Consider the following 12,198-nt stretch of genomic DNA (forward strand, 5'->3'; position numbering starts at 1 on the left):
GAAACCAATGGCTGATTAGTCGGCAACAATGCGATAGTTTGTCCTACTGATAGAACAATCACGCTGAACTCTCAGCGTCGTCTGATCAGCGCCCACTACGCAAGGCGACTGCTCCCTACCGCTACTTTACTTGCCACTCAATGGATGAATTTTTCCGGCCCGCTCACACGCCAGCCGATCCGCCTCGGCATTTGCGCCAAAATCCTCCGCTAGCAAATCAATGAGTCCGCGAACAGAAGGCAGCAACCCTCTCCTGGATGGGAATACCGCATGGATCAATCCACTTGGAGGAGGAAACATCGGCAGTATCTCAACTAGACGGCCATCGTCCAGAGCATGCCTGACCATGATTTCTGGCATCTGTACCACTCCCACACCTTGAATGGCCGCGCGGCGTAAGGCGTCGAGATCCGACGTTACAAATCGTGGGGCGTGAATCACATCAAATGTTGATTCTCCGGGGCCCATAAACGTCCACCTATGCTCACGGTTAGGTGGGCCCAAATCCATGCTCGGCAGCCCAGCCAGATCCGCAGGCGACTCCAACTTCATTCCGGCGATCAGCGATGGGCATGCCACTAACTTTTGATGGCTGTCACCGAAAACCCGCATCACCAAATTCGCATCCTCAAGGGGTGGAAAGCGAACACGAAGAGCAATGTCATAACCCTCACCCAAGACATCCACCCTGCGATTGGTGCTATCGATCTGGACCTGTACCTTTGGGTGCAACACCATGAATTTTGCGATTGTGTCGCTGACGCCCATGGCGCCCAGGGCGGGAGGGCAACTGATTCGAACAATTCCTTGAGGCTCAGATCGTGAATGCGCAACAACCTGCTCCGCAGCATCAGCTTCAACAAGCATCGCCAGGCAGTGCCGATAGTAGTCTTGACCAATATCCGTCACCGTAAACTTGCGTGTTGAACGCTGTATCAGCCGAACTCCCAAGCGCTCTTCCAACTGCCCAATACGTCTGCTGAGCTTGGACTTTGGCACGCCTAGCTTTCGGCTAGCAGCGGTAAATCCCTCGTGTTCGACCACCTGGACAAAGAAATACAAATCGTTGAAGTCGTACACGGGTTTATTTACTCGGGTTCGAGGAGGCAGGACTTTATCATCGCAGAGAGACCGCGACACCTCATCACCGAAACCGGTGTTGGGTGTCGTTTTATTCCTTGAGCGCAGGGTTACCGGAATCAGCGGCCTGTTACCGCTACATCTCGACCTGTGTGCCCAGCTCAATCACCCGATTCAGCGGCAACTTGAAGTATTTCAAGTTGCTGTTGGCGTTCTTGAGCAAAAACGCGAACAGGCTTTCTCGCCAACGGGCCATACCTATGCGCTTGGTCGGGATCACCGTCTCTCGGCTGAGAAAATAGGTCGTGCGCATCGGACTGAAGTCCAGCTCAGCCAAGTGACAGAGACTCAACGCCAAAGGGACATCGGGCTCTTCGATAAAGCCAAAGTGCAAACTGACCCGGAAGAAGCCTTCACCGTAGGCTTCGACCTCAAACCTTCTGTCAGCACTGACGCGAGGGCTGTCTTCAGACACCACGGTGAGCAATACCACTTGCTCATGCAAAACCTGGTTATGCAGCAGGTTGTGCAGCAGCGCATGAGGAACAGCATCGGCCCTGGCCGTCAGAAACACCGCCGTGCCTTGTACGCGATGGGGAGGCTGCGTACGGATGCTGCCGATGAAGAGCGGTAGAGGAAGCGCGGTTTCATCCAGCCGCTCAACAACAATCTTCCTGCCCCGCTTCCAGGTCGTCATCAAAATGAACAGGCCGATGCCGGCAATCACCGGGAACGCACCGCCCTGAAAAATCTTCGGCGCGTTGGCCGCGAAATACAGACTGTCCACCAGCAAAAATCCGAGCAGCATCGGGATGGCCAACCAGCGCGGCGTTTTCCATAGGAGCAGGACGACAGCCGAAGACAGGATTGTGGTGATCAGCATGGTCCCCGTCACAGCGACGCCATAAGCTGCGGCCAAAGCACTGGACGACTCGAAACCAATCACCAACAACACGACACCGACCATCAACGCCCAGTTCACCGTGCCAATGTAGATCTGTCCCTGCTCCTGGCTGGAGGTGTGCTGGATAAACATGCGAGGGACGTAACCCAGCTGTATGGCCTGGCGAGTCAGGGAGAAAGCACCGGAGATCACGGCTTGAGAAGCGATGATGGTCGCCAGTGTGGAGAGCGCGACCATCGGCAACAGTGCCCACTCGGGCGCCAACAAATAGAACGGATTGCGCACAGTCTCCGGGTTTCCCAGGATCAAGGCGCCTTGGCCAAAGTAGTTGAGCACCAAACCGGGCAACACGAGAATGAACCAGGCACGTGAAATCGGTTTGCGACCAAAGTGGCCCATGTCCGCATACAGTGCTTCAGCACCGGTCAATGACAATACGACGGCACCCAGGATGGCCACACCGATTCCCGGATGAGCGATAAAAAAATGTGCTCCCCAATACGGGTTGAGCGCTTGCAGTACTTCCGGGCGCTGCAAAATCCCATAGATTCCTAGCGCACCTAATACTACAAACCACAGCACCATCACGGGGCCGAACAGGATACCGATGCGAGCCGTGCCGTGCTTTTGGATCAAGAACAACGCCACCAGCACGATCACTGACAAGGGCACAACCCAGTGCTCTATTCCGTCAAACGCCAGCTGTAGCCCTTCAACCGCAGAGAGCACCGAAATAGCCGGGGTGATCATGCTGTCCCCATAAAAAAGTGCCGCACCGAACAGGCCGAGCAGTACCAATACCTTGCTCGTGTGCGGATAAGGTGCTGCTGCGCGGCGGGCTAACGCCGTCAACGCCATGATGCCGCCTTCGCCCTGATTATTGGCTCGCAGGATGAAAAGCACGTACTTGATCGAGACCACCCAGATCAGTGACCAGAAGATCAACGACAGAATGCCTAGCACTCCGTCGTGATTTACCTGAACGCCGTAGTGGCCGGAAAATACTTCTTTCAGCGTGTACAGGGGACTGGTGCCTATGTCCCCGTATACCACGCCGACAGCGGCGATGAGCAAGCCCACTCCTGACGTTTTTGAATGGGAGTCTTCATGTGCACCGGTCGCAGTTTCACTCAAGGGTCGCTTCTCTCAAATTGCGGGGAGGATAGGCATACCTTCCTCGGGCAATGCGGTTTTCCAGGGCCGTTGATAGGCCCGGCGGATGGACGATCTAAAATCGCCGCCAGTATCGTTGCGAGTAGAAACACCTACCGTAAAGAAAGCGTAAAAAATGTATGGCAGATACGCCCCTTACCCATTCGAACAGCCAGGCACAAGACGTAGTCTTTGCCTTGATCAGGCGCTGAAGGTAAAACCTGGACGGCATCCGCACAGAAGCTGACCAACACTGATACCTCTCCGTAAGCAGGGAAGATTGGGGAAGCGTTCTGGTGCAAACCCTTCGGGCAGGTTTGGCTCAACCAGTGCGTATGGCTCTCGGATGAATCATCGATTCGGATAGAACTCGATCGGCGCCCCGAATAATACAAAAGTATGAGACGCACATATAAAGTGACTATCGGCTACACACCTATGCACGACTGATTATTTCTCTCTGGAAAGATACTCTACTTTCAAAGGTTCCAGAGGACTTCATCATGAACAAGCTACTGATGAAAACAATTGGCATTGTATCCTCCCTGGGTTCGATCTGTTTGAACTCGGCAGTCGTCAATATGGAATGTGAGTCAAACGTGAATGACCCGTTTTTTGAAAACGGTTCCCATGCCTGCAACGCTATTAGTGCGCCAACACCACGGGAAGCAAACTCAAAGCATGCAGCCTTCATAGTCCGCGACGCTGATCGCCTGAGCGCAGGATCGCACCTGGTCAGTCCGCGCAAGTTCTATGTTCATCACGGCATCTACCTTGGCGATGGCAAGGTCGCTCATTACTCGGGATTGAGTGCATCACTGCAAGCCGGCCCGATCGAAGTCACTGACCTGGATCGCTTCGGCAACGGCAGTTCCATCTGGGTGCATGAGGAACAATGTGCCTTTTCCAGCGACGAGATCATTGTACGGGCCCTGTCGAGAGTCGGAGAATCACAGTACAAAATCCTGTCAAACAACTGCGAACACTTTTGCAATTGGTGCATCAACGGCAATAGCTACAGCGCACAAGTTGCCGAGTACCTCCATCGCCCTTTCGGCCTGGTGCGCATGCTCTTCTCGTCGAGGACAGGTTTGATTGCTTAGTCTCTGTCGTACGTTTCCCCCTACTTTACGTTAACTGTCTCCACTTATAGAAACTCGGGAGCGACGTCGTTTCTCGGAACGGACCAACACACTTCGCTATCCACTATGGGTTTTGCTTGCTGCAATTTCGCCTGGGGTGTTCACTGCAATCACCCGTGATGAATTGCATTCCCAGCAGGCCTATTGATTGATATGAAAATCTCAATTGAACCGACGGTAGCTGTAAAAAATCCCGCGCACCCCACCCCTCATACGCACCTCCAGAGATTTGGCGCCGCCACGCTGGCCGGCGCCATCTTCATCATCGACACACTCACTTCCATCCATATCGCCATAGCGGTGCTCTACGTCGCCGTGATTCTGATGTCGGTAAACCTGTTTTCACGCAAAGGTGTCATTGGCGTTTCGCTCTCCTGCTTTGGATTGACGTTGGCCGCGTTTTTCATTTCACATGGCAGCGACTTCAACAGCGACGCGTTCGCCCGTTGCCTGGTCAGCCTGTCCGCAATCGGTATTACCACTTTACTGGCACTGAAAAACAAAGCAGCCAATGACGAGTTGCAGGAGCAGGTGCGGATGCTCGCGCAAACCCACGACGCCATCATCGTTCGAGACATGAATGGCATCATCACTGCGTGGAGCCCGGGCGCCGAAGCCTTGTATGGCTGGTCGAAAGCACAAGCTATCGGTCAGGATTTTCGACAACTTCTGCGGCCTCAACTGACGCTCAGCTGGGAGCAAATGATGAATTCGCTGATTGAAACCGGCCGATGGGAAGGCGAAGTTGTGGAACACCGACGTGACGGAACGCCCGTGACGGTTGTAAGTCGTTGCTCCGTGTCACGGGACGAGAGCAATCAACCAAAAGCGGTTTTGGCCACTCACAACGACATCACCGAGCAAAAAAGGGCCATCAATGCCCTGCGACGCAGCGAAGCGTTTCTGGCCGGTGCTCAATGGCTGAGTCAGACCGGGAGCATTGGTCTGAAAATCCCAAGCGGCGAGATGTATTGGTCCGACGAGGCTCGGCGGATATTCGAGTTCGGCGAAGACGAGGAACCGCTGCTGTCCAGCGTCCTTAAAAAAACCCATCCAGATGATCTGGACCTGGTCAAAATATCGATCAAGCACGCCTATCAGAAAGAGCCGCACATCAAGGTGGAATATCGGCTTTTGATGACCGACGGGCGGATCAAGCATGTGCAAATGCTGGCTCATCCCGTCCAGGATGCCGCCGGAAATTTTGAATACATCGGGGCACTGATGGATGTGACTGATGCAAAAATGTCTGAGGAAGCGCTCCACCGCTCGCAGACAGAATTGGCTCACGTGACCCGAATCACAACATTGGGTGAACTGGCGGCGTCGATCGCACATGAAGTCAACCAGCCATTGGCCGCCGTAACCACCAATGGCACTGCCGGCTTGCGTTGGCTGAATCGCGAGGTGCCAGACATCGACGAGGTGCGCAGTGCCATGGAGCGGATGATGAGCGAGACCCATCGAGCGAGCGAGGTGATTCGACGTATCCGGGCAATGTCACGCAAGACCGATCCTCAAAGCGTCCCGGTTGATCTCCAGGAAGTCATAGAAGAGTCATTGGCGCTGGTCGACAGGGAGGTCAGACGGAACAAAATTGTGCTAGACCATCAATACGATACCGAGACAGCCCGGATTATTGGTGACCGCGTCCAACTCCAGCAGGTCATCATCAATCTGATCATGAATGGTGTGCAGGCAATGGCCAATACCAAAGGTAAACAGCGCACGCTCCATTTGCGTCTCAGGCGTTCTGACGCGGGCGAATTGTGCGTAGATGTCAAAGACAACGGCCCCGGCATTTCGCCGCAAAGCATGCCCAGACTCTTCAACGCTTTCTACACTACCAAGCCCGACGGAATGGGTATGGGGTTATCCATTTGTCGATCGATCATTGATGCCCATGGTGGCCGCATCTGGGCAACAAGTGAAGCCGGTGAAGGCGCGGTATTCCACTTGTCCTTCCCCTCCAGCAATGAGGAGCCTGCATGAACGAAAATAATGCTTCCATGGATAAGGCGCCCATGGACAAGGGCCCTGTTGTCTTTGTGATTGACGACGAGGCGCCCATGCGCGAAGCACTCAGTAGTCTCTTTCGATCGGTGGGGCTTCAGGTGCAGACTTTTGCCTCGCCGACAGAATTTCTACGAATACCCGATCCCGGTGCGCCCAGTTGTCTGGTCCTCGATGTACGGCTCCAAGGCGCCAGTGGCCTGGAGTTCCAACATCAGTTGGTGGAATCGAAGATCGCATTGCCCATCATCTTCATCTCGGGGCATGGGGACATCGCCATGTCAGTCAAGGCGATGAAAGCCGGGGCTGTGGATTTTCTGGTCAAACCGTTCCGCGATCAGGATTTGCTGGACGCCGTCGCCGCTGCTCACCACAGGGACGCCAAGCGTCGGGAAATCGACCAGCAGGACGCCCAAATGCATGCCTGCTACCAAACGCTGACAGCCCGTGAACGAGAGGTCATGGCCTACGCAGCCAAGGGTCTGATGAACAAACAGATTGCGGGAGAAATGAATCTAAGTGAAATCACCGTCAAAATCCATCGCGGGCATGTGATGAAAAAAATGCACGCAAAGTCGTTTGCAGACCTGGTTCGAACGGCACAAAACCTGGGGATCGGACCAAAACGCTGAGCAACACATACGTGTGTATGATTTCTTTCAAGGCTATCGGCACATAGAGTGGAATTGGCGCGATAGTTTTTCAGCTGTTTCGAATCCATTGATGTCGCGCCAGGATCTGCGCAATGAATAAAGCCCCTGTGATCGCCATTGTCGACGATGACGAATCTGGCCGAATCGCACTCAGTAGCCTGGTGCGTTCCATGGGCTGTGAACCCAGTCTTTTTTCCTGCGCCGAAGATTTTCTCGCCTGCGCCAAAAGCTACGGCACCGACTGCCTGATCTCGGATGTTCAAATGCCGGGCATGACGGGCCTGGACCTGCAATCTGAACTCCTCAGTAAAGGGCACGACATCCCTATTATTTTCATCACCGCCTACCCGGAAGAGTCGGTTCGCAAACGTGCACAATCGGCGGGAGCGATCTGTTTTCTCAGCAAACCATTTGACGGACAGGTGATGATTGACTGTATTGAGCAAATCCTGAGAAATAGAGAGACAGTCTTATCGTAAATTGACAACCGCGAGGCGTCCGGCAAAGCCCAACTGTTTAATTGCACCATATAATTTTCACTTTTCCGAAGCCCTCCTCCAACCGACTCAATGCACCCCCTTATACTCAAGTATTAGCCGCTACCACTTACACCTTAGATAAATCAAACCTACGTAGAAGTGCTAATCAAGCCATCATCAATCACTATACAACCAAGCCAACGACAGCGGCATTTCAATTAAATACAGGCCTCCAAAGCTGTTTAATTGATTGGGTTATTACCGTCCGCTTAGAGGCTCACAGGCAATGAGTCAGATGTCCTTTGAACATCGCTCTTTGCGCACCGAAGCACAATGACGGGCCGCAACCCTTTGGGTGATGACAATGAATAGAAACGATCTTCGCAAAATCGACTTCGGTCTTTTGATCGTTTTCGAAACGTTGATGCACGAACGAAATCTTACCCGTGCGGGTGAGAAATTATTTCTCTGTCAATCGGCAATCAGTGCTTCCTTGAATCGGTTGCGTCAGTTTTTCGATGATCCGCTGTTCATTCGGATGGGTAGAACCATGGAGCCCACGAGCAGAGCATTTGAAATACAACTCACGTTGACTCCTGCGCTGGACACCATGGCGGCTGCGCTGAGCAACATGAGCGAATTTGACCCCACGACCAGTACCAACGTCTTCAGAATTGGACTTTCCGATGATGTGGAGTATTCCTTGCTGCCAGGCCTGCTTCGCCAACTGCGTATGGAAGCGCCTCAAGTCAGTTTCGTCGTGCGCCGTACCGACCATTCATTGCTGGCCAACCAGCTGGCTACAGGCGAAGTGTCACTGGGTGTGTGCCATTGCCGCGAACTTCCCGCCAATGCCAAACGAAAATTCCTGCGCAGCATCCGCCCCACTGTTTTAAGTGCCAACACCATGGCGGGGCCTCTGGACCTCAACGAGTACTGTAATCGCCCACACGTCTCTGTTTCGGTCAACGGCGAAGCGTCCGATTACATTGACCGAGCGTTGGGATCCTTGGGGCGGCAACGTCAGATCGTCCTGGCTGTTCCGCAATTTAGCGCACTTAAAACACTGCTTGAGGACACGCAGATGTTGGCCGTCGTACCCGATTACGTCGCCAAAGCCATGACGCGGCAAGGTGGTTTACGTGCAGACCCCGTTCCAATGAGTCTACCGGCCCTTGATCTATCCATGTCATGGAGCTCCACGCTGGATAACGATCCAGGGGAGCGTTGGTTACGCTCCCGCATTGCTGATTATTTGAGCGAAAAAAGTGGAACATTGCTCGAAATAAGTGCAAAAAAAGAAGCGGCTTAAAATTTCCGTCAATAGTCCAGGCTCACCAAGCCTGATTATTTCAGTAATTGAAGAGCAAAGACACGACTCACCTTAAGTCATACGCAGGCAGCATAAAAGTTCAACAGCATTAGATTTATCCTATATAACAAATAAATCATTACTCCCTCTTGTTCTTGGACGGTATTTAGCCAGGCCTCTAACATCGGTCTTCGCGCTGAACGCCGAAACTTGCACATAAAAGCACTCATCGAAGGCTTCATCAAGTTTCAAAAACAAGTTTTTCCGAAGCGAATGGACCTTTTCAAACAGCTCACCATGACCCAAAACCCAGAAACTTTATTTATCACCTGCTCCGACAGTAGCGTCATTCCGGAGTTGCTTACACAGCAAGAGCTGTATCTGCAGGGTTGGGTCTATGACATCGGAACAGGGTCCATCGTCGCGCTCGATGGCAGAACCAACATATTCGTTCCATTGGCGGAGTTTCCGGAAACAACGGCATAGGGCTCACCAGCTCCCTGAGCACATTGCCTGCTCGACCACGATGTCCCCACACGTACGGAGTGAAAATCATGCCTGAATCTGAAACCCGTCCACCACTCCCCCCTTTCGATCGCGAATCGGCAATTCTCAAAGTCCGGCTTGCAGAGGATGGCTGGAACTCCCGCGATGCAGAAAAAGTTTCACTCGCCTACACACCCGATACCCGGTGGCGCAATCGCGTCGACTTCGCGGTAAACCGGGCCGAGGCCGCAGCATTCTTGACACGCAAATGGAACAAAGAACTGGACTACCGACTGATCAAAGAGCTGTGGGCTTTTACCGATAACCGCATCGCTGTGCGTTACGCCTACGAATGGCACGATGACTCAGGTAACTGGTATCGCTCTTACGGAAACGAGAATTGGGAGTTCGCAGAAAACGGCTTGATGGCCCATCGCTTCGCCTGCGTCAATGACATGCCAATCAAAGAGTCGGAGCGAAAATTTCGCTGGCCGCTAGGCCGTCGCCCTGACGATCATCCTGGACTCTCTGATTTGGGCCTGTAACGAGCGCCGTATGCCAATCGATGCAGTGAAAGAGGAAGTGAAGATGGTCAAATTACTGGTTCTCTATCATTCGATGTATGGCCACATTGAAACGATGGCGCAGCATGTGGCCGAGGGCGCTCGAAGTGTTCCAGGCGTAGAGGTCACTGTGAAGCGCGTTCCCGAACTCATGGATCCTGAAGCTTTCAAAGCGGCACATGGCAAGACTGACCAGGCGGCTCCCATAGCCAGTCCTGCCGAGTTATCTGGATACGACGCCATCATCTTTGGCACGCCTACCCGCTTTGGCAACATGTCAGGACAGATGCGCAACTTCCTCGATCAGACTGGCGGCCTATGGGCTAGCGGAGCACTGGTTGGCAAGGTCGCCAGTGTATTTACATCAACAGGTACTGGCGGTGGCCAAGAGATGACCATCACCTCGACGTGGACGACACTTGCTCATCACGGCATGGTCATTGTGCCTATCGGTTATTCCGATCCCGCCTTGTTCGATGTATCGCAACCAGGCGGCGGTACGCCCTATGGGGCATCCACCATTGCAGGGGCTGATGGCTCCCGCCAACCCGACCCGCGTGAATTAGGTATTGCTCGCCACCAAGGGCAATACGTCGCAAAAATTGCAGCGAAACTCAAGGAATAGGTCTTCCCTCTATCCGTGTTGTTTGACGTTCAAGAAAGGTTAGGGAGCGATGTATGTCAGTCGCTCATGATGATCAATATGGTAGGTACCGGGTGCTTGCCATTCGGAGGCAGCATGAAAAACCTAAGTGTTTTAGCCGTTATTGTCGGACTTTCACTGTTCAGCGCAGGTACAACGCGAGCCGACGAGGTTCTCTCACAAACTGGCGACACCACAGCAGGCGCCGCCTTTGGCGCAGGAACCGGAGTATTAATTGGAGGTGCAGTCGGCGGACCTTTAGGCGCGTTGATCGGAGCAGGATTAGGATTGCTGGGAGGCCGTGAGGTCCAGACAGCCAGCGGTTTGGAGGAGCGCGCTTACACCGTTCGGAGTAGTACAGGCGAAGAGCAAGTCGTGCGCTCTCCGCGCGAAGAGTTTGCCATCGGCCAACAGGTAAGTGTCAAAGGCAGACGACTGCATGCCGTTACTCCCTGAAAAATTTACGGCAGTGGAAGTAGATTGCGCCAGTTCCTGTCTTTTACCTCTGCGACTTACACAAAGCTTCGCCTCGTCGGCCAGATCGAGGCGAAAGCTTCACCCTCCCCATCGCAGCTCCAATAGCCTCGCCAATGCCTCTGGCAGATCGCTTAGCCAATCCCGCAAAGGCCGGACCGTTATCGATTCAGGATCATGTTGATGAAATTGCGTGGTCCAGACCACATCGTAACGAGCGAGGATCTCAATCATGTCGCTGCGCTGATAAGTCTTTTGAAGGGCGGCCACCGCAAGCTCTCGAAAGGCCTGTTCGACCGCACCTGGCCATAACACCGCACCGACAGTGCTCGCCACCGTTCCGTACTGATGGATGCGGTGAGCGATCCCGGGGTTGAGTTTTATAGCCTCGCCTTCCTGAAGTAACGCAATTCGCTGTCGACCGGCACGAATATCCAGTTCGCCCTTGAGCGCCACCACCAGTTTGGTTTCCTGACGATGCATCAACGGTAGGTTGTGAGCATGCAAGGGCAATACAAAGCGCATCGCCGTGCCCGCCCCTCCAATGCTTGCCTGAGCCACGTCAATCCACACTGGAAAGCCGTTGGGGATCAACAGCAGCGCCTCCGAGTTTTCAACGTTCATGAACACTTTGACCTGCATCTATAGGAACGACTTATGCGTTGGATTGTATATCGGTCTTGGACGCTATCGAGCAAACGGCAGAAGATTGCTTCACACCCAAGCAACACAAACCTGGCAACCGCCACCCAGCAAAACCGATAGGAGAAACACCATGCAACAGTCCCACGCTTACAACGACACCAGCCTTGAGCTGACCGCGAAAATCCTTGACGCCAAGGCGCGCAAAAACCTGTCCTTCGAACAAGTGACTGAAGGCACCGGCCTCGGCCTGGCTTACGTCACCGCCGCCCTGCTCGGCCAGCACCCGCTGCCTGAAGCCGCTGCCAAAGTGATCGGCGAAAAACTGGACCTGGACGCCGACTCGGTCGCCCGTCTGCAAATCATCCCACTGCGCGGCAGCCTGTCGGGTGTTCCAACGGATCCGACCATCTACCGCTTCTACGAAATGATTCAGATCTACGGCACCACCTTGAAAGCCCTGGTTCACGAACAGTTCGGCGACGGCATCATCAGCGCGATCAACTTCAAACTGGACATGAAGAAAGTCGAAGACCCGGAAGGCGGTCACCGTGCAGTGATCACCCTCGATGGCAAGTTCCTGCCACTGCGTCCTTTCTAAGGATGCAACCGGACCTGTAAATCGGCCCGCAGCCTTGCGGGCCTGCTTCAACAA

Annotated in this window: 12 protein-coding genes and 1 pseudogene; 10 read left to right on the plus strand and 3 right to left on the minus strand. The window is 53.7% G+C overall.

The window, feature by feature from the left end; all coding sequences use genetic code 11:
- Positions 1 to 126: 126 nt before the first annotated feature.
- Positions 127 to 1,080 carry a LysR substrate-binding domain-containing protein gene (locus ACA057_RS16790; RefSeq protein ID WP_497340561.1) on the minus strand — a complete coding sequence of 318 codons (954 nt, stop codon included), beginning with the start codon at positions 1,078 to 1,080 and terminating at the stop codon, positions 127 to 129.
- A 136-nt stretch (positions 1,081 to 1,216) separates the two neighbouring features.
- Positions 1,217 to 3,118 (minus strand): potassium transporter Kup, encoded by a 1,902-nt coding sequence (locus ACA057_RS16795; RefSeq protein WP_497340563.1) that lies wholly within the window; start codon positions 3,116 to 3,118, stop codon positions 1,217 to 1,219.
- A gap of 521 nt (positions 3,119 to 3,639) precedes the next feature.
- Between ACA057_RS16795 and ACA057_RS16800 the strand changes: the two genes are divergently transcribed.
- From ACA057_RS16800 to ACA057_RS16840, 9 genes and pseudogenes are all read left to right on the plus strand, one after another.
- A complete protein-coding gene (locus ACA057_RS16800) occupies positions 3,640 to 4,239 on the plus strand; it encodes a lecithin retinol acyltransferase family protein (RefSeq protein WP_497340565.1) in 600 nt (199 codons plus the stop codon).
- 192 nt (positions 4,240 to 4,431) lie between these two features.
- A complete protein-coding gene (locus ACA057_RS16805) occupies positions 4,432 to 6,270 on the plus strand; it encodes a PAS domain-containing sensor histidine kinase (protein ID WP_497340567.1) in 1,839 nt (612 codons plus the stop codon).
- The gene (locus ACA057_RS16810; protein ID WP_497340569.1) at positions 6,267 to 6,923 is read left to right on the plus strand and encodes a response regulator transcription factor; all 657 of its coding nucleotides are present in this window, start codon (positions 6,267 to 6,269) and stop codon (positions 6,921 to 6,923) included. The genes ACA057_RS16805 and ACA057_RS16810 overlap by 4 nt, the downstream gene beginning before the upstream one ends.
- A gap of 113 nt (positions 6,924 to 7,036) precedes the next feature.
- A complete protein-coding gene (locus tag ACA057_RS16815; RefSeq protein WP_497340571.1) occupies positions 7,037 to 7,423 on the plus strand; it encodes a response regulator transcription factor in 387 nt (128 codons plus the stop codon).
- A gap of 364 nt (positions 7,424 to 7,787) precedes the next feature.
- A complete protein-coding gene (locus ACA057_RS16820) occupies positions 7,788 to 8,735 on the plus strand; it encodes a LysR substrate-binding domain-containing protein (protein WP_497340573.1) in 948 nt (315 codons plus the stop codon).
- A 216-nt stretch (positions 8,736 to 8,951) separates the two neighbouring features.
- A pseudogene (locus ACA057_RS16825) lies at positions 8,952 to 9,110 on the plus strand (carbonic anhydrase); the annotation flags it as partial.
- 179 nt (positions 9,111 to 9,289) lie between these two features.
- On the plus strand, positions 9,290 to 9,766 hold the full coding sequence (locus ACA057_RS16830; RefSeq protein WP_497340575.1) for a nuclear transport factor 2 family protein: 477 nt from the start codon (positions 9,290 to 9,292) through the stop codon (positions 9,764 to 9,766).
- Between the two features lie 43 nt (positions 9,767 to 9,809).
- Positions 9,810 to 10,409 (plus strand): NAD(P)H:quinone oxidoreductase, encoded by a 600-nt coding sequence (wrbA, locus tag ACA057_RS16835; protein WP_497349936.1) that lies wholly within the window; start codon positions 9,810 to 9,812, stop codon positions 10,407 to 10,409.
- Positions 10,410 to 10,523: 114 nt separating this feature from the next.
- On the plus strand, positions 10,524 to 10,883 hold the full coding sequence (locus ACA057_RS16840) for a YMGG-like glycine zipper-containing protein (protein ID WP_497340577.1): 360 nt from the start codon (positions 10,524 to 10,526) through the stop codon (positions 10,881 to 10,883).
- A 99-nt stretch (positions 10,884 to 10,982) separates the two neighbouring features.
- Here the strand turns inward: ACA057_RS16840 and ACA057_RS16845 are convergent, their stop codons facing one another.
- Complete coding sequence (locus tag ACA057_RS16845) at positions 10,983 to 11,525, minus strand: hypothetical protein (RefSeq protein WP_497340579.1); 543 nt, start codon at positions 11,523 to 11,525, stop codon at positions 10,983 to 10,985.
- A gap of 151 nt (positions 11,526 to 11,676) precedes the next feature.
- On the opposite strand from ACA057_RS16845, the gene cynS reads away from it, so the two are divergent.
- A complete protein-coding gene (cynS, locus tag ACA057_RS16850; RefSeq protein WP_110962439.1) occupies positions 11,677 to 12,144 on the plus strand; it encodes a cyanase in 468 nt (155 codons plus the stop codon).
- Positions 12,145 to 12,198 lie beyond the last annotated feature (54 nt).

The organism is Pseudomonas sp. LBUM1661 (assembly GCF_059695925.1).

What these genes read in the sequence shown, in the direction of transcription:
- ACA057_RS16815 (WP_497340571.1), top strand. Translation starts at nt 7,037, where the DNA reads ATGAATAAAGCCCCTGTGATCGCCATTGTCGACGATGACGAATCTGGC.
- wrbA (WP_497349936.1), top strand. Translation starts at nt 9,810, where the DNA reads ATGGTCAAATTACTGGTTCTCTATCATTCGATGTATGGCCACATTGAA.
- cynS (WP_110962439.1), top strand. Translation starts at nt 11,677, where the DNA reads ATGCAACAGTCCCACGCTTACAACGACACCAGCCTTGAGCTGACCGCG.
- ACA057_RS16800 (WP_497340565.1), top strand. Translation starts at nt 3,640, where the DNA reads ATGAACAAGCTACTGATGAAAACAATTGGCATTGTATCCTCCCTGGGT.
- ACA057_RS16840 (WP_497340577.1), top strand. Translation starts at nt 10,524, where the DNA reads ATGAAAAACCTAAGTGTTTTAGCCGTTATTGTCGGACTTTCACTGTTC.
- ACA057_RS16820 (WP_497340573.1), top strand. Translation starts at nt 7,788, where the DNA reads ATGAATAGAAACGATCTTCGCAAAATCGACTTCGGTCTTTTGATCGTT.
- ACA057_RS16830 (WP_497340575.1), top strand. Translation starts at nt 9,290, where the DNA reads ATGCCTGAATCTGAAACCCGTCCACCACTCCCCCCTTTCGATCGCGAA.
- ACA057_RS16805 (WP_497340567.1), top strand. Translation starts at nt 4,432, where the DNA reads ATGAAAATCTCAATTGAACCGACGGTAGCTGTAAAAAATCCCGCGCAC.
- ACA057_RS16810 (WP_497340569.1), top strand. Translation starts at nt 6,267, where the DNA reads ATGAACGAAAATAATGCTTCCATGGATAAGGCGCCCATGGACAAGGGC.
- ACA057_RS16845 (WP_497340579.1), bottom strand. Translation starts at nt 11,525, where the DNA reads ATGAACGTTGAAAACTCGGAGGCGCTGCTGTTGATCCCCAACGGCTTT.